The sequence below is a fragment of the Pyxidicoccus sp. M6 genome (genome assembly GCF_055568925.1).
Genome location: NZ_CM145714.1, coordinates 2732672 through 2750263 on the forward strand (window position 1 = coordinate 2732672; position 17592 = coordinate 2750263).

At 71.1% G+C, this 17592-nt stretch carries 11 protein-coding genes; 6 read left to right on the top strand and 5 right to left on the bottom strand.

The window, feature by feature from the left end; genetic code table 11:
* Window positions 1-2: 2 nt before the first annotated feature.
* From ACVTJA_RS11430 to ACVTJA_RS11440, 3 genes are read right to left on the bottom strand one after another with little or no spacing between them, the layout of a single operon-like run.
* Window positions 3-3482, bottom strand: coding sequence for an ATP-binding protein (locus tag ACVTJA_RS11430; RefSeq protein ID WP_465836359.1), 3480 nt, complete (start codon window positions 3480-3482; stop codon window positions 3-5).
* A 22-nt stretch (window positions 3483-3504) separates the two neighbouring features.
* Complete coding sequence (locus tag ACVTJA_RS11435) at window positions 3505-4515, bottom strand: hypothetical protein (RefSeq protein ID WP_465836361.1); 1011 nt, start codon at window positions 4513-4515, stop codon at window positions 3505-3507.
* Window positions 4502-5722 (bottom strand): DUF559 domain-containing protein, encoded by a 1221-nt coding sequence (locus ACVTJA_RS11440; RefSeq protein ID WP_465836362.1) that lies wholly within the window; start codon window positions 5720-5722, stop codon window positions 4502-4504. The genes ACVTJA_RS11435 and ACVTJA_RS11440 overlap by 14 nt, the downstream gene beginning before the upstream one ends.
* A gap of 403 nt (window positions 5723-6125) precedes the next feature.
* On the opposite strand from ACVTJA_RS11440, the gene ACVTJA_RS11445 reads away from it, so the two are divergent.
* Window positions 6126-6251 carry a hypothetical protein gene (locus tag ACVTJA_RS11445; RefSeq protein WP_465836364.1) on the top strand — a complete coding sequence of 42 codons (126 nt, stop codon included), beginning with the start codon at window positions 6126-6128 and terminating at the stop codon, window positions 6249-6251.
* Here the strand turns inward: ACVTJA_RS11445 and mhpA are convergent.
* A complete protein-coding gene (gene mhpA / locus ACVTJA_RS11450; RefSeq protein ID WP_465836366.1) occupies window positions 6224-7840 on the bottom strand; it encodes a bifunctional 3-(3-hydroxy-phenyl)propionate/3-hydroxycinnamic acid hydroxylase MhpA in 1617 nt (538 codons plus the stop codon). The genes ACVTJA_RS11445 and mhpA overlap by 28 nt on opposite strands.
* A 39-nt stretch (window positions 7841-7879) precedes the next feature.
* Complete coding sequence (locus ACVTJA_RS11455) at window positions 7880-8899, bottom strand: hypothetical protein (RefSeq protein ID WP_465836368.1); 1020 nt, start codon at window positions 8897-8899, stop codon at window positions 7880-7882.
* 245 nt (window positions 8900-9144) lie between these two features.
* On the opposite strand from ACVTJA_RS11455, the gene ACVTJA_RS11460 reads away from it, so the two are divergent.
* Genes ACVTJA_RS11460 through ACVTJA_RS11480 form a run of 5 tightly spaced genes read left to right on the top strand, consistent with a single transcriptional unit; the run spans window position 9145 to window position 17588 of the window.
* The gene (locus ACVTJA_RS11460) at window positions 9145-9810 is read left to right on the top strand and encodes an FHA domain-containing protein (protein ID WP_465836370.1); all 666 of its coding nucleotides are present in this window, start codon (window positions 9145-9147) and stop codon (window positions 9808-9810) included.
* Between the two features lie 29 nt (window positions 9811-9839).
* Complete coding sequence (locus ACVTJA_RS11465) at window positions 9840-11627, top strand: FHA domain-containing protein (RefSeq protein ID WP_465836372.1); 1788 nt, start codon at window positions 9840-9842, stop codon at window positions 11625-11627.
* Window positions 11624-13288 carry a PP2C family protein-serine/threonine phosphatase gene (locus tag ACVTJA_RS11470; protein WP_465836374.1) on the top strand — a complete coding sequence of 555 codons (1665 nt, stop codon included), beginning with the start codon at window positions 11624-11626 and terminating at the stop codon, window positions 13286-13288. Before ACVTJA_RS11465 ends, ACVTJA_RS11470 begins: the two co-directional genes overlap by 4 nt.
* Window positions 13285-15501, top strand: a complete 2217-nt coding sequence (locus tag ACVTJA_RS11475; RefSeq protein ID WP_465836375.1) for a hypothetical protein — start codon at window positions 13285-13287, stop codon at window positions 15499-15501. Before ACVTJA_RS11470 ends, ACVTJA_RS11475 begins: the two co-directional genes overlap by 4 nt.
* On the top strand, window positions 15501-17588 hold the full coding sequence (locus tag ACVTJA_RS11480) for a hypothetical protein (RefSeq protein WP_465836377.1): 2088 nt from the start codon (window positions 15501-15503) through the stop codon (window positions 17586-17588). Before ACVTJA_RS11475 ends, ACVTJA_RS11480 begins: the two co-directional genes overlap by 1 nt.
* Window positions 17589-17592: the final 4 nt, after the last annotated feature.

Here is a 17592-nt window from a genome sequence, read left to right on the forward strand (position 1 = left end):
CCTCAGCGCGAGCCGCCGGCCCGTGATGTGCCGGCGGCCGTGCTCCTGCTCTTCTCCAGCGTCTGGCGCGCGAGCTTGAGGATTTCATCCTCGGCGAGCTGCTCGGTGCGCATGACGGAGCGGTCCGCCTTGAGCTGCTGCACCTTGCCTTCCCCGAGGACATGGAACTGGCCTCGTTTCTGAGAGGGCAGCTTTGCATCCGCGTCCACGCGGGCCTCGGTGAACATGGGGCGAAGCTTCTTGAGCGCCGTCTCCTGCGTGACCGCTCCCACGAACCAGGTGCGCACGTTCTCGCGGCACTTGTAATCGAAGTCGCCGGGACTCTGGGTAGCGAGCATCACCCCGAGTCCCGCCGAGCGGGCACGCTTGAGCAGGTCCTCCATGGGCTGCTTCGTGGCGGGCTTCATCGTCGCCGGGAGGTACAGGTCCGCCTCATCGAAGAGGAGCACGGCCTGGAGCTGCGCGGCCGGGTGCTGACTCGTCCAGCGGTTCGCCTCCAGCAGAAGCTGAGACACCCAGAAGAGGACGCGGTTGGTGTCCCCGAGGAACTTGGTGCTGATGATGCTCAGCCGCGTCTTGCCTGGTGTCGCCGACGCGCCCCGCCCGAGTAGCTCTTCCAGGTCCAGTTGCTCTCCTCCCGACGCCAGCAGGGTGCGCAGGTTGAGGCGGAGGACCCCGAGGTCCTGCGCGAGCTTGGCGAAGGTCTTCGTAGGAATCCCATCGACTTCGCGGAGGAGGGACTCGTCCTGGCTGGCAACGAACTGCTGCACGACGTCCAGTGTGAGCTCACGGCCAATCGGACGCTGCACGAGCATGCGGAGTGCCTGGGCGAGCAGTGCGTGCGCCGCCCCATCGCTCTTGCTCTTGTACTCGAGCATCCCCGCGATGGCGTCCGCCGCCTGCTGCACTCCCTGCTCTCGCTCCTCGGCCTGGAGCAAGTCGAGGCCCCGGGGCACGATGGGAATGGCCAGGGGCCGCCCGTCCGAGCGGCCCGGGGTGTAGACGGCGACGTCGACGCGCTCGCGCAGGAGTCGGCGACGCTCGGAGAGGGTGGGGTCCTCCAGCTTCTCCTGCCACGAGAGCTCACGCGCATACGTGGCGAGGTCGCCCTTCCGGTCGATGAGGATGGCGGGCACGCCCCGGAGCAGGAGTTGCTCCAGCACGTTGAGCGCGAGAGTCGTCTTGCCGCTGCCCGTGCCTCCGAGGAAGGCACTGTGGCGCGTGAGGTCAGAGGGTTCGAGCGTGACGGTCTGGCTGAAGATGCCCTCGGAGACGCCCAGCCGGACCGGACCGGTGAGCATGTCACGCGCTTGTGGAACCTGCGTCGGCGTGACGGTACGCGTCTTGGTGCCATTCGGCGGCGTCACCGTGGGAGCTGGTGGGGGCAGGATGCCCGCTGCGGCGGTGAGCCCGAATGAGGCTTCATCATCGAGCGGCACCGGAGGCGGAGTGGTGCCTTTGGGCCGCAGACCCGCGGGGCCGGGAGACCTGCTCCCCCCTGTGCCTTGGTTTCCGGCTTGGGCCAGCGCAGGGTGCTCTGCTCGCGCACCGGAGGTCACGCTGGCCGTGCTCTCGAAGAGGTTCGACTGACGTGAAGGCGCGGCGCCGTGAGTGCTCGCACCCGTGTTGCGAGCCGTGGGCTCTGATGGCTTCGTTGAGGACGGTGGCGGACCGGATGGCGGAGGCGGAGCGCCCAGGCGCTCCAGTCCGAGGATGTCGCCCACGGCCTTCAGCCGGGTGATGGGCCGCGTTGTGCGGCTCCACTCCATCAGCGCGCTCTGCCCTGCGTGCCGCTCTCGGAAGGCACGCAGCGTCACCAACGTGCGCAGCTCAGCGTCTCCCACAACGACTCGCCGCCCGCCCTTCCGGATGAGCAGGCCAAGGTTGTCCGCGACCGCACCGCCTGCCCTGGCAGGGAACTCGGAGGTCCTGACGAGAACGGGAGTGCTACCGGCTGCGGCCCTGAGCGCTTCCGCCATCTGCCTCGACAGACCACCTCCGCGCGGGTCCTTCTCACACAGCGACACGAAGAGCTTGCTGCCCTGGGGCTGCACGTTGACGTCCATGGCCTCTTCATCCCTGGGCACGACGGCGAAGCGCGGCGCGCCTCCCAGCTCGTCGCTGCCCACCTCGATGGCCCACGCCAGCAGCAGGGCGATGTCCGAGGCCTCCTCCGGGAGCTTTGGCTTGAATGTGGCCTTGAAGTCCGTCCACGCCTGGTCGACATCCATCTTCGGGGGTTGAGGAGGCGCCACCGGCCTTTCTTCGGGACGTCCGAGCGGAAACGACTCGGGAAGGCGCTGGTCCTGCAGGGCCCGCTCCCTGTAGCGGTGGCACTCGTTCAGCACGTCGCGCGCCCGCCGCCCCGCGAGCAGCTCGATGCCCTCCGCTGGAATGGGCCACGTCGGTGCAGCCGGGTCGATGGCCACGCCGCGCTGCTCGTACAGGACGTGGAGCCTGCGTGCCGCAATCTCCCGGGCCGTATCGGCGGTCACCTGGGCCTCCAGGAAGATGGGCTCCGGGTCGTTCTCGATGCGGTCCAACTGCGGGCGGGGCAGGTTCGGCCGCATCCTTTCCCAGTAGTCGGAGAGGCAGCAGATGACGACCACGGCCCGGGGCACCTTGGCCGCGAGCGCCGTGAGGCTGCTCATCGCCCGCCGGAAGGAGCTCTCCATCTGTGGGCGCTCCTCGAAGTCGTGGAAGTCTTCCACCTGGTCCACGCACAAGACCAGGGCGTGCCCGAGCGCTCCCATCACCCGCCCCAGGTGCTCAATCATCCGCGCCGGAGCGTCGTCCGCCGTGCGCGGCACGAGGTTCCCGATGACCTGCCGGTCCTCCTCGGACAGCTCCTCGCAGCGCAGCCAGTGGAAGATGCGGCGGTTGATGCGCGGCTCCCTGCGCTGCAGGTAGATGAGCGCGCGCAGCAGGTCCACCTCCACGCTCTGGAAGCGCGGGTCCTCCAGCAGCTCGTCGGCCACGGCGCGGATGGTGCCGTGCAGTTCCTCCTCTTCCAGCACCTTCTCATCCGGAATGAGCGGGGCGAAGGCGCTCTTGCAGTTCGCCATCAGCGCGTCGGACAGCCGCATCAACCCGGTGTCCTCGCCCGTGTTCAGGTCATACGGCCGGTCCAGCGAGTCGATGAGGTTGGAGAGGATGTATCCGTCATAACGGTTGGCATCGACCGTCATCGGCATGTAGCCGACGAAGCCCTGTCGCTTGCCGTGCGCCAGGTTGCGGAAGGCCCGCACCAGGTGCGTCTTGCCGCTGCCGGACTCTCCGAGCAGGAGCAACAGCTTGCCCGCTGGGGGAGGCGTGTTCGAGGCGGCGCGCTCCAGCAGCCGCTTGAAGGCGCGGCGAGCCGGTGCGTTGAGGGACTCCACATCGAACGGGTCCGCCTGCCAGAGTTGCTGGCCCTGCTGGACGCTGTTGAAGACCTCAGGGCCGTCCGTGAGGAAGGCTTCGAGTCGAGGGTCGGTGGGCACGGGGCGCTCCAGGATTGACGGTCTAGATGACGACGAAGTGGAAGCTGGCGCCGAAGGAGCGCACCTCGGACTCGGCCACGTCGCGAGGGTCCATGGCCGCCACGAGGTCCGCGCGCGTCAGGGACAGGCGCCGCGTGCGGTTCGCTTCCAGCAGCGCCACATCGAAGGCCTCGCGGCTGCTCCACTCGGGTTGGAGGGCCTTCCACACGTGGGAGATGAACACCTTGTTCCTCCCGAAGCGGCCCGTGGGCAGGGCGCGAGCCACCGAGAGCACGCGCTCGGCGAAGCTCGCCACCGTGTCCTCGGAGTGGGGGGGCGCCTCCTTCGGCGGGGCGGGGACTTCCACTTCCGTGGGCGCGGGCGGCGCGGACTCCGGCAGGGCCCACTGGCGCAACAGGGCCTGGCGCACGGCCTCGGCGTCCCCGCGCGCGGCTCCGGCGGAGCGGGCAGCGAGCTGCTCCACGCCCTTGCGCGGGTCCTTGACTTCCGCGTCCAGCATCTCCCCGAGGAGATGCGCCTGCACGGCGCTCAACGAGAACGGACGGTCCGTCTCCACGCCGAGCTGCCGCCACAGCAATCTGTCTCTGACTTGCGCGAGCGAGAGGTTGTCCCCGTCCGCCATGCCGTGCTGCCGCTTCAGGAGCGTGGCGCGCACACCGTCGGCGCTCGCCAACCGCGCCACGATGTTCTTCGTGGGAGGAAGGTCCAGCGTGAGGGCCAGCAGGTAGGTGGCCTTCAACTTCTTCCAGGTGAGCGCTCGCGGGGCCTGCTCCAGGTGGAGGAAGCGCAGCGCTCCGGCACGCCCGTCCGCCGTCAGCTCCAGGCCGCCGCGCTTGCGCTCCGTCACGAGCGCGTCGCCGAGGAGCCGCGTCACCATCGTTTCGAAGCGGGCCTTCGACTCGGCGTTGCTGAGGCGGTGCTCCACGAAGGGGCGCAGCGCCGTCTCCAATTCCTTGCGCGTGCCAGGCTTCTTGCCGCGGGTGAGGAGCCAGCACAGGGCAATCCCGGCGAGCCGGGGGTCAGCGGGGTTCATGTATTACCTCCGGCCTGGAGAGCTCCTGCCTCCGGGCGGCAATCAGCGTGTCGAGGGTTTCGAGGATGTCTTCGAGTCGAGGCACGACGTCGTCGGCGAGGAAGCGGACGACCCAATAGCCCGCGCGCTGCAGGGCGAGGTCCTTGCGCCTGTCGCGGCGGAAGCGCTCGTCGTCGCGGAAGTGGAAGTGGCCGTCGAGCTCCACCGCCAGCCTCAGCTCGCGGCACAGCAGGTCCACCTCCAATGGGCGGCTGCCGTGCCCCACGTCGACGCGGGCGTTGAGGGCGAAGAGTCCCCGGGTGGAGGGAAGGTTCTCGAGCAGGTCGAAGAGGAAGCGCTCCTGCTCGCTGCGGGCGCGGTCCTCGACCTCACGGCGTGCGTGGGCGATGGCGCGGGCCGCTTCGGCGTACCGCGCGAGGACGGCCTCTGGGATGCCGTCCTTCTGGAGCCGGGCCAGCGTGGGCGCCGTCGTGCTGATGGGCGTCGGGGCCAGGGCCTCGGGTGGGGCTTCCGGCAGGTCCAGCCGGCCCTCGCGCAACAGCGCCTGGACGCGGGACTCACCACGTCGCAGGTGCGCGTCGAGGGCTTCCGGCGTGAGCACGCACACCAGGTTGAGCGCGGGTGCCTCGGCGCAGAGGGACACGGCGGTACGGAGCGCGCGGAAGTCGGACGGCTCCGCGCGGACGCGCAGCACGGGCGCACTGCCGTAGGGGACGAGCGCCAGCAGGGAGTGGAGCGCAGCCGCCGGGTCATGCTGGATGGCGTCACGCACCACGGGAGGCAGGTCTCCGCGCGTGGGCAGGACAGGAGACTTCAGGAGCTCGCCGCACAGCTCCCAGGGCGCGGATTCGGAGCGCGGCGGTGTGAGCCCATCCAACAGGACACGGCGCTCATGGGCCGTCTTCCCCCGGAAGCGCAGCTCCCTCCGAGGACCCATGGCCTGCGAGAGGGCGATGAACGTCTCCGCGTCCGATGCCAGGTCCCGCTCGCGCGCAAGCGCCGTGGCCCATGTGGTGGCCATCGTGCGTGGGTCGTCCCCCTCCGCGACGACGACACCGAGCCCCCGGCGATGAATCCATTCCGTCAGCACCGCGAGCCCCTGTTCGGGTGGGCCCACGAGGGTGCTCAGGGTGGCAATGCCTTCCGCGCGCCGCCGGGCGTGCCGGTCCAGCGAGTCGAGCAGTGCGGTGTGCACCGGTGGCAGCAAGCAGACTCCCCCCACCTCGCGCGCGGCTCCAATCCGTCACGCGGAGGTGGAAGCCTGCGCCTCCCGCCGGCTTCGTTGCAAGTCGAGGGGGAGGTATTGACAAGCCATTGATTCAATTCCTTGCACCGGGTCGTCTCGCACATCCAGGAGGTCACCAGGGCCCCATGGGACGTGCAAGGTCGTGCGTCAGGGGCCGGGAGTCAAGGGCGAAAATCCTTCGATTTCGAGGGTCTGGCGGCGCGGCGGAATGACTTCCACCAGTGGGGCCGCTGGTCTCCCTACGAGAAGCTCGACCCGAACATGACGAGGCGCATCGAGGGCCCGCCGTCGGGTCCGGGCGCCACCTGCTCGTGGAGCGGGAACAGCAAGGCGGGCGAGGGGCGAATCACCATTCTCGATCGACATGGATGCGATGCTGGGGAAGAACTTCGAGGAGGGCCTGGCCAACCTCGACGCGGCCGTGCAGTCCGGCGGGCAGAAGGCCGTGGAGGCGCAGGCGCCTCAGGCCGCGCCCGCCCTGGCGCTCTGAGTGTCTCCCGCTCGGTCCACGCCCAGCGCGGTGCGCAACTCCTGGAGCCGTGCCAGGGGCACCGCGCCGAAGACGAAGCGGTCCGGCCGTACCACCACCACGTCCACGCCGTGCCGGGTGAACCACTCCGCCAGCCTGCCGGTGTGGTCCTCCACGCCGCGCGAGTCCGTGCTGCTCAAGCCCGCGGGTCCCACCATGACGTAGGTGCCTCCCAGGGCCCGCGCGAGCGCATGGGCCGCTTCCGTCGCCGGGCTGTTCTTCCGGCTCAGCACGGCGAACCCGGAGCCCAGCATGTCGTCGAGCAGCCGCTCCTCTCCCGTCGCGAGCCGCACCCTCGGCTGGGGGAAGTAGCTGCCCTCCGGAGCCCGTCGTCCGGAGCGACGGCCGCCGAGCAGCCAGCCTTCTTCGATGGACGGGGGTGGCTTGAAGCGGAAGCCCTCCACGAAGCGGCGGACGTTCGGGATGCGCTGGAGACCTCGCAGCACGGTGTCCCGGAGCAGGGCCGCCGGAGTGTTGCGCGCCTGGAACACATAGCCCAGGCGCACGGTGGCATCGAGCATGGTGCGCACGTGCGGGCCGCGCTCCTGCTCGTACGTGTCCAGCAGCGCCTCGGAGGCGCGCCCGTGAATCACGCGGGCCAGCTTCCACGCGAGGTTCGCCGCGTCGCGCAGGCCGGAGACGAGCCCCTGGCCCATGAAGGGCGGCATCATGTGGGCCGCGTCTCCCGCGAGGAACGTGCGGCCCTCTCGCCAGCGCGGAGCCATGAGGCAGCGGAACGTGTAGAGCTGGGCGCGCTCCACCTTCACCTTGTCCGGATTCACGTAGGGAGCAATCAGCCGGCGGACGGAGTTGGGCTGCACCATCTCCTCGGCTGTCTCTCCGGGGCGCAGGCGGAACTCCCAGCGGAACTGCCCCACGGGGCCTCGGCCCAGGAAGCCGGGACGGTGCGGGTCGCAGACGATGCTGCACTCGGGCGGGGCGTCCTCCTCCGGCACGGTGCCGGAGATGGCAATCCACGGCTCCTCGTAGCTGCGCCCCTCCATGGGGATGCCCAGCAGGCCGCGCACCGTGCTCCGGCCTCCGTCGCAGCCGACGAGGTAGCGGGCACGCACCGAGCCGCGCTTGCCGCTGACGAGCTCGCGGGTCCGCACCGTCACCCCGGTGTGGTCCTGTTCGAGCGCTTCGACCTCGGTGCCCAGGCGCAGCGTCGCGTGCTGGAAGCGCTCGAGCCCCTCGCGCAGCACCTTCTCCAGCAGGGGTTGGTAGAAGAACCAGATGGGCGTGTAGCCGAAGCCGAAGTCCACCTCGCTCAGGTGCAGCTCCGCGATGGGCTTGTTCCCGACGCCCGTGTAGGTGACACGGCGGCTCTGGCGCAGGTCCGGCTTCAGCGCGTCGATGAGGCCCGCGGACTGGTAGATGCGCAGGGCCTCGTCGTCACAGGAGAAGGCGCGGGGTTGCCCGTGGGGCGTGGCCTCGCGCTCCAGGACAAACACGCGTACCCCATGGAGCCCGAGCAGGCTGCCGGTGAGCACGCCGACCGGGCCGCCTCCCGCGATGACGACGTCGACTTCTTCTGTGTTCCCCGCCATGTCCTCCCCCCGGAGTTCAGCAGTCACTGTCGTGCCTGGTCAGACGACACGCATGCTACCTGCCTTGGAGACGAAGTCTTCGGGAGCCAGGGGCTGCACCGCGCCCAGGCCCTTGCCGCGGCTGAGCTTCATGGCGTGGACGAAGCTGCTCACCACATCCGACGCGTCGGCCCGGTCGAAGTGGATGCGCTCCATCTTCTCGCGCGGGCAGTAGACGGAGACCAGGGTGGCGTCCTCGAAGTGGCCGCTCGCCGAGTTGAGCAGCTCACCCTTCACGTCCACCAGCACGGCGCGAAGGGGGAGCACGGCCAGCAGCTCCCGGGCCGCGCGAAGCGCCGCGCCGCAGACATGGTCCTGGTACACCTCCATGCGCCGTGCCGCGGGCATCTTCTTCGTGGACACCTTCCCCGTGGACGTCAGGGACTTCTCTTCCGAGGGGACCACCGAGTCCTGCTCCGTGCGGAGCTCCAGCCGGGCCAGCGTCGCGTCGTGCCACCACACCTGGACCTTGCAGCCGAGCTGCTCCAGTTCCTCCAGGCACGCGGTGTCCCGCAACACTTCGTTGTAGAGGGACTGGTCACCCGCCAGCACCGCCTTCGCGTACTCCCGGTGTGCCTCGCATTGCTCCACCGCCGCCGTGTGCTCCTCGTCGAGCCGGGTCTGCTGCGCGGCCTCGGCCGCGAGCGCGTCCGCCAGCCGCTGCTCCAGCTTGCTCCTTGCGTCCATGCCGAACAGGCGCGCGAAGAAGCCGGGCCGGTACCGTTCGAGCGCCTCCCTGGCCGCCAGGCTGGCGCGGCGGTCCAGCGCGGAGGGCTCGGGACGTGGAGCGGAGGCGTGCGCATGCCAGTCCACGGAGGGGGTGGCCTCGCGGTGCAGGGAGGTCAGCAGCTCGAGCTGGTTCTGGAAGACCTCGACCTCGTAGGCCGCCTGCTCGCGCTCGGCCCGGCGTGCCGCTTCCTTCGCCATGGCCTGCAGCTCCCGCTGCCGCCGCCGCGACGAGCGCTCCGCGTCCTTGATGGCGGCGCGCACCAGCTTCCCCATCACACTCCGTCTGGCCATGGCTCCTCCGCGTCTCCTTGCAATGAAATGACTCGCCGCGCGAAGCGTATGCGAATGCATTGCCTGACCGCACCTGGCTGTGATTGCAGTGCGCTCGGCGCAAGACATCGCGAAGTCGGGTAGGACCCGGACGAGGTGATTTGATGTCCTCGCGTGGCAACGCCTAGATTGGGGTCCCTGTGAAGCGCTGCGCCTACTGTCAGAACGAGAACCCGGACGGAGTCTCCTGGTGCGAGATGTGCGGCATGGAGCTCGCGCCCCCCAAGCGGGCCACGACGGTGGAGCCCGAGCGGCCACCCGCGCCGGAGCCGGCCCCGGCCACTCCGCACGTCAAGCGCCGCACCGTCTTCGAGCCCGAAGCCGCGCCACCGCCCGCACCCGCCGGCCCGGCCCGTTCGGAGCACGCTGACTACTTCGGCAGGCCTCCTCCTCCGCGTCCCGCCATCGACCCGAGGGACCCGTTCGGTGGCGCCGTCCAGGCGCCGGCCCAGGCTCCCGCTCCGGCCGCCGGTCCCGCGGGCGCGCGGCCCAAGTCGCGCACCATCGTCGAGTCCGCTCCGGCCTCGCAGCCCATGGCGGGCAAGGTGCGCGCGGCCCTCTTCGAGTACCGGGGGCCCACGGATGCCGGACGCGTCCACCCGCTGCACACCGGGCGCAACACGCTGGGCCGGGACGAGGGCTGCTCGGTCGTCCTCTCCGACGGCCGGGTCAGCGGGCAGCATGGTTTCCTGTTCATCCGCGCCGAAGACGCGAGCTACATGGACGTGTCCTCCAACGGGAGCGTGGTGGACGGACGGGTGGTTCATGGAGAGCAGGTGGTGCTCCAGAACCACGCGGTGCTGAAGCTGGGGGAGACGACGCTGGTGCTCGTCATCGTTCCAGAGAGCGTGCTGGCCCGGCAGACGCGCTGAGGTCTTTCGCAAGGAGGGGGAGGTCCACGATGGAAGGGCGAAGGGCTGTCGCATGCGCGGAGGTCTCGCGGAACCTGCTCCGCACGGGAAGGTCCCTGGCGCTGCTCACGGCGCTGTGCATGGTGCTGCCGGCGACCGCGGCGGAGAACGGGGTGCGCGTACTCGCCGTGCCACCGGCCTCGGGAGGCACGCTGCAGCTCCAGGTGGAGGTGGACCCGGACCTGGACGGCAGCCTCCGACAGGGCAACGGGCTGGACCCCTCGCGGTTCCGCGCGCTGCTGGAGCAATCCGGCGGGCGCGTCACCGCCGTGCGTCGCATGGTGGAGGAGAACCAGGACGCCTACACGGTGCTGGCCTTCGACCAGTCCGGCTCGTTCTCCACCTACTGGCCGCAGGCGCTGGAGCTGGCCACCGCGTATGTCGGGGCGCTGAAGGGCCCCAGGCATACCGTGTCGGTGATGAGCTTCGGCATGAAGCGGAACACGCACTGCGAGGAGAAGACTCCCGCCGCGCTCACCGCGTGCCTGAAGGGCCTCCAGTCGCTCGGCGCCTCCCAGCAGGTGACGCGGCTCAAGTACTACGTCCAGGAGGCCGTACGCGAGGCCCACGAGAAGCAGCGACTGACGAGTTTCGGCTCGCGCGAGGTCATCGTCTTCACCGACGCGGGTGACGAGTCGGATGCGCTGGACGTGAAGACGGTGGCCGAGGACGCGCGCGAGCAGGGTGTCCGCGTGCACGTGGTGTGCTTCACCCGCACCGCGAAGGGCCGGAAGCTGGCCCAGCGGCTGGACGAGATGAAGCAGCTCGCGGATGGCTCCGGCGGGCGCTACGTCCAGGTGGAGGACGTGAAGGACCCGGCCCGGGCCATGGTGGAGCTCGCGGAGGCTCTCGACCGGCTGTACTGGCTGGACGTGGCCCTGTGCGGAGTGAAGCCGGGGCAGGTCTACGACAACGTCTCCATCGAGGCCGTCACGGGCGGGCAGCGCAGCCACTGGAGCGAGCCCGTGCGCTTCCGGCAGAGCACGGATGGGGGCGCGACCCAGCCGTGCACGCTCCAGCCCGCCGCTTCGCCCACGCCGGAGTCACAGCCGGCGGCCACGACGGCCCAGGCCCCCGCGCCCGCGTCTCCCTCGTGGTGGTGGTTGCTGCTGGTCGGCGCCGGGCTGGCGATTGCCGGCACGCTGGTGGGGCTCCTCGCCCGACGGCGTCCACCCGCCGCGACTCCCGCGCCGCCGCAGCCTCCGGCGCCCCAGGTGGCCGCACCGCAGCCGCCACCCGTCCAGGCGCCTCCTCCGCCCACGGCGCCTCCTCCGGCTCCCGCGGCGCAATGGAAGGACCCCTTCGTCACCCTCCCCGAGACGCGGCTGATGGTGAAGCAGGGCCCCTCCGGAATGGAGCCCTACTACCGGGTCCACAAGGCGGAGTTCTCCATCGGCGCGCGCGCGGGGGAGATGGACCTGGCCATCGAGCATCCGGCCATCAGCGGTCACCACGCCACCGTGCAGCTCTACAAGACGGGCAACGTGTTCGTCATCGACCAGCGCTCGACGAACGGCACCTGGGTGGACGGACGCAGGCTGGAGCCCGGGCAGCGTGTGCAGATGAAGCCGGGGCAGAGCCTGCGCCTGTCCCAACACGTGGAGCTGGTGCTCATGCAGCCCGGCACCCAGCCGCGCGCCGCCGAGCCCGCTGCGGCTTCGTCCGCACCCGCGCCCGTCGCGGCCCCGCCCACCCAGGGGAGCGCGGCGCCCGCGGCGGAAGGCGGACGCGTCAAGGCAAAGACCCTCTTCGCGCCCGCGCGAGAGGATGAGTCATGAGCTTGCCGCTCTACATCCAGGGACACTCGGACACGGGGCGGCAGCGCGCGCAGAACGAGGACTGCTTCCGCGTCCAGCAGCGCACGGACGGCTCGTGGGTGCTCGTCGTGTGCGACGGCATGGGCGGACACGAGGCGGGCGAGGTCGCCAGCGCGGTGGCGAGTCAGCGCATCATCGAGGTCCTCCTCGCCAGCTCCACGGCGCAGCCGCCTCGCGCGCTCTATGACGCGCTCTCGGAGGCGAACCGGGCCGTGGTGGAGACGGCGCTCGCGCGAGGCACACCCGGCATGGGCACCACGGCCGTGGCCGCGTGGGTGCTGGGCGCGCGCTGCTACGTGGGCTGGGTGGGGGACAGCCGGCTGTACCAGTTCCGCCAGGGACGGCTCATCGAACGCTCGCGAGACCACACGCGCGTGGAGCAGATGGTCCAGCACGGCATCCTCACGCCCGAGCAGGCGAAGCAACATCCGGACGCGCACGTCCTGTTGCGCGCGCTCGGCGGGAGCGTAGGCGTCCAGCAGGATTTCAGGCCGGAGGTCTGGAACGAGCCGCTGGAGCTGCAACCCGGTGATGTGGTGCTGCTGTGCAGCGATGGGCTCTACGACCTCATCGAGGACGCGGAGCTGTACCCGCTCATCGAGCGCCGGGACCTTCTGGGCGCCGTCGACTCGCTCATCCGCGAGGCCAACGCACGCGGGGGCACCGACAACATCACCGCCGTCCTGCTCGTCGCGGGACAGCCGAACGTGCCCGCTGTGGGCGCTTCGCCAGCGGCCGTTCGCAGGGACACCCTTCCGGAGACGCCCCGGGTGGCCGCGCCCGTGGCGTCCACCGAGGCATCTCACGCTGCTTCACCCCGGCAGTCCGTGCAGGAGCCCGCGTCTTCGTCCCGACGGGAGACGTTGTCGGAGGCTCCGCATGGGGCTGCGCCCGCGCCTTCGTTCCGCCAGGAGATGCAGCCGGAAACGCCGCATGGGGCCGCACCCGCGCCTTCGTTCCGCCAGGAGACGCTGCCGGAAACTCCGCGGATGGCTGCTCCCGCGCCTTCGTCCCGTCGGGAGACGCTGCCGGAGACGCCCCTGGTTCCCCTGGCGGCCGCGACGCTTCCGGCGGAGGCTCCTCGCGAGCAGCCCGTCGCCGCGAGCGCAGGGACGCCAGCAGGCTCTCGCAGGGTGTCGATGATGTGGGCGGTGGGCCTCGCCGCGGGAACGCTGCTCGTGGGTGCTCTGCTCGGCTGGGCGTTTGGACGCGGCTCCAAGACCGAGGGCGCGGAGCCCGGCGCGGCCGTGAGCACCTCTTCGGTGTCGGGGACGCAGGTTGGAACGAACGTTCCTTCCGGGAGCCTCGCGACTCCGCCGGCCGTACCTCCGACTCCCGTGGTGGCAGTGCTGGCCGCTCGAGATGCGGGGAGCGAGGACGCGGGTGTCGCGCCCGCCGCGGATGCCGGAGCCTCCTCGGCCGCGATGACCGGAGCCGTGGGAGCCGATGCGGGGGCGGGTGGCAGCGCCGCCGATGCGGGCTCGGCGGCGGAGGTCACCGTGGGCGCTCCCGGTTCCGCCGCGCCGCCGGCCCCGAAGTCGAAGAAGAAGGCCGCGCCGTCGAAGGCGCCCTCGTCCGGAACCCGGGCTTCGGGCTCCGCCTCGGAGGGGAAGGGGACGTGATGGCTCGCGTCCTCGTCACGCTCGTCGCGGCGCTGGTCCTCTCGCTGCTTCCGTCCGCCGCCTCCGCGCAGCTCGGGAGGCCCGGGGAGACGTACTGCGTGGGGGGATACGAGGGGCGTCCTCCCGACGTGGACGCCGCGTGCGCACGTCCGGAGGTCAGCAGCAAGCACGACGACTGGCACGAGCACATCTACGTCTTCGACACCGAGAAGGGGACGTGCTCCGTCTGCTACGACGAAGAGGACAACACCTGTGAGTCGGTGTTCCTCCGGCGCAATCCCCGCTTTCGCGCGGCGGACCGGTACGACTGCGCACGCCTGGGGGAACAGCACACCTCCGACGTGGTGCTCTTCCACGTCAAGGATGGACAGGATGTGCCGGCGTCACCGCCTCCTCCCAAGCCCATTCCGCTGGAGGCGAAGGTCGAGCGCATCACCCCGGGTCCCTACACCGCGGGAGACAGCATCTCCCTGGTCGGCGCCGTCCGCGACGATGGCGGCACGCTGCGACAGGTGACGGGCGGCATCTTCCGGGTGACGGACGCGCAGGGCGGAGTGACGGAAGTCGCGGGCTCGGTGCAGCCAGACGGCACGGTGACGGCGGACTACACGCTGCCGGCCACCTCGGGGCTCAAGGTGGAGTTCGTCCCCCGCGTGACGGTGGGAAAGAACGAGGTGCTGCGCTCCGCCGCGTCCGAAGCTCAGTCCCTCCAGGTGGAGGTCTGCGGCCTGCGAGCCCGGGTGGTGGCGCCCGCGGAGGGCGAGCCGCTCGTCGCGGGCCAACAGGTCTCCCTCCGCGCGGCGCTCTTCGATGCGTCCGGAAAGGTGCCGCTGGCCACACCGCCTCCGGGCACCACGCTGGAGTTCCGGGTGCAGGTGGACACGGAGGTGGCGCAGACGTTGCCCGCGAGCGGCGCGCTGGAGGCCGGGTGGACGCCCGCTCGCCTGCCTCCGTCGTCATCGCCACCGCCGCCCCGGCAGGTGCGCATCAGCGCCTCGGGCCGCGCGGGGGACCGGGTGGTGTGCCCGCTGGCGGAGACCACCGCGACGGTGAGCGAGCTGGGCCTGGGCTTCGACATGTCCGACCTGCCACGGACCTGCTACGTGGGGCTGCCGTGCCGGGGGACGGTGTTGCTCAAGCGACCCGCGCCGGGGCCGGGCCGCGCCCAGGTGGACGCGAAGCTGGCGGAGCCCGGACTGCGCGTGCGGCAGGTGGACACCGGCGACACGTTCCGCGAGGGGCCTCCCACGCCGGATGACCGCTACACCTTCGAGACCACCTACACCCAGGTGAAATCGGCGAGCTGGTCGATCGTCCTCTCTTCTGCACAGGGAGAGGAGGTCGCCGCCATGCCCGGACATCCGGTGCAGGTGCGGCCGGCGTTGAAACTGGAACTGCCATCCGAGCTGGACTTCGGCACCGTGGCCGCGGGCACCGCCGTGGCCTCCGCGTGCCAGCGCCTGGACTTCGGCAGCTCCGAGGCGGTGGAGGAGCACCGGTGGAAGCTCCAGGCCGAGGGGCTCGAGGGGTGCCAGGCGCGCCCGGTGCTCTACTTCACCAACGGCGCGGGCCAGGTGGACACGCGGCGGCTGGACGCGCCGCTGACCATCGAGGCCCTGGACCCTCGGCAGCGCTGGCTGAACGTGTGCCTGGAGGTGCCCCGCTGCGCGGCGGACGTCTCGCCCGCCGGGGCCGTGCTCCGCATCGCGCCCCTGACTCCGGAGTTCGCCTCCCAGGCCAAAACCGTGCACCTGCGCTGGCGGGTGGAGGGACGCAGCCCGTTGGCCTGTCACGGCTTCTGGCTGCTGCCCACGCTGGGCAGCCTGGGCGCGGTGGTGTTGCTGGCGGGCTTCACGCGGCCCGCGCGCTTCCCACCCGGAGCGGCCGTGCGCATCGCCGGCAGCGAGCGCGGCATCCGCCAGGCCGCGTCCGTGCTGCTGCGCGCGTGCCCGGGCAGCTCGCCCGGCTTCTTCCGTGATGCGCGCCTGGGGATGCAGGGCGACGGCAACGTCACCGGCCGGGTGCGTGGTGCGTCGGTGGTGCTGCGCGCGGTGCAGGGCGGCGGCGTGGTGCTCATGGGGACCGGGCCCGTGGAGCGGCAGGACCGCCGCACGCTGAAGTGGGAGCCGGTGGACGACCTGGCCTCGGGGCATGTGCCGTCCATGGGCGCGCTCTACCGGTCCGGCGGCACGTTCTTCCAGGTGGAGCTCTGATGAAGGCGCTGAGCCTGCTGTCGCTCCTGGTGCCCGTGCTGTCGGCCTCCGCGCAGATGAGCGGCCACGAGGTGGCGCTCCTGCTCGACAACAGTTGCTCCATGGGCGTCGAGAGCCGGGACGAGCGCACGGGCGCGCGCATTCCTCCCAATGACCCGGAGCGCGCGGCGGTGCTCGGCACGCTGCTGGTGGAAGGGCTCGCGCGCGGCTCCGCGGACCGCGTCTCGGTGATTGCCTTCGGTGACGACGCGAATGCGCCGCCCCTGCCCGCGCTCACCGCGGACCAGATTCGCGCGCTGCCGTACTCGAAGGGCACGTTCTTCCGGCGGCCCCTCGAAGAGGCCGGGCGGCGGCTGCGCGAGTCGTCCCTGCCGCGCAAGCTCTTCCTCTTCTTCACCGACGGCGCTCCGCAGGACCTGAGCGACCCGCGAGACGGCGTGACGGCGCTCGGCCTGGGCTCGACGCCGAACGTGGAGACGCTCGTCATCGGGCTCTATGGCAGCGATGACGCGCGTCAGGTCGGCGAGGCCTTCCTCCAACCGCTGACGCACGGCCCGCAGGACCTGGTCTTCGTCCAGCGTCCGCGCGAGGTCGTCGGCGCCTTCACGCGAGGCTATGCGCGCGTGCTGGGCTCGCGGCCGGAGACGGGCACGCTGTCCCCGAGTGGGACGAAGACCTTCGAAGTGGGGCGCTACGTGGTGGAGGTGCTGGTGGCGACGGCCTCCGCCGAGCCCGGCGACGCCTACTCCGCGACGTTGACGGGTCCCCAGGGCGCGGTGCCCGCACAGGCGTCCGGTGACAATGGTTGTCCGCCCCACCTGCGATACGCCAACGCGCCCCGGCTCTGCCAGCCGCCGCACCGGCACTACCAGGTCTTCCGCGCGGCCAACAATCCGGACGCGCCGAGCCGCTGGACGCTGGCGCTCCCGCAGGCTCCCGGCGACGTCGACTACGGCCTCATCCTCCGTTACGACCTGGTGGCCACCCTGGCCGTGCCTCCCACGGCGCGCGTGGGCGAGCCGGTGCAACTGGACGCACGGCTGCTCTTCCGGGGGAAGACCTTCGACGACGCGGCCTTCTTCGACGCGGATGGCTTCGCGGCGGTGGCCCATGTCGAAGGGAAGGACGTGCCTCTGCGGCACGCGGGCGGCGGGCGCTTCGTGGCGGACTGGACTCCGTCGGAGCCCTCGCTGGACGGGAGCCCGACTCCGGTGCAGGTGACGTTCCGCAACGCGTGGATGGAGCAGACGGCGCGGCAGGCCGTGCAGGTGGAGGGCTTCCTGGACCTGGCGCTGGTGCCCAATCCCCCGGCGCTGGACTTCGGCGCGTGGCGGGGCGAGCGTGGTGCGACGCGCCGGTGCCAGGTCATCGACCTGTCGCGCTCCACCAACGCGGACCGCGTCCCCATCACCTGCTCGCCGAAGGGCAGCGTGGAGGGCGGCACGCTGACGTGTGAGCCGGTGCCGGGCTCGGAGGCGGACCTGGGCGGAGGCCGCAAGGGTCAGCCGCTGCACTACGAGGTGTGCTTCGAGGCGCGGGGCTGCTGCCAGGACCTGGCCCCCTCGGAGCCAGGCGCCACCTTCCAGGGCGCGCACGCGCACTACGCTTCCTCCGCCGTGACGGTGCCCGCGCGCGTGCGCGTGGAGGCCACCGGGTGGCTGCGCTGCTGGTGGCCGTGGCTCGCGACCGCGGCGGGAATCCTCTTCGCCATCTGGCTCGTCCTGGGGTTCGTGAGGCCCCATGACTTCGACGCGGCCACCTGTGTCTACGTCGCCGGCTCCGAGGCCGGGCTACGACGCGCCAGCGCGCAGGTGCTGCGCGAGCTGCCCGGCGGCCTGCGCGGCTTCTACCGGAATGCACGCATGTGCCTGACGGCGGGAGGCGACTTCACCCGCACACCGCGCGCGGCCGCGGTGACGCTGGAGGCGGGTCCGGCGGGAACCACCCGCTTCGTCAACGCGGGCGGGCTGGAGCGGAAGGTCCAGCGCACCGGAAGGTGGGAGCCGGTTCCACCCGAGGAGCTGGCGGCGGGCTTTACTCCTCACGTGGTATATCGCGTGGGCAATCTCTACCTTAAGTGGAGCTGAGCAA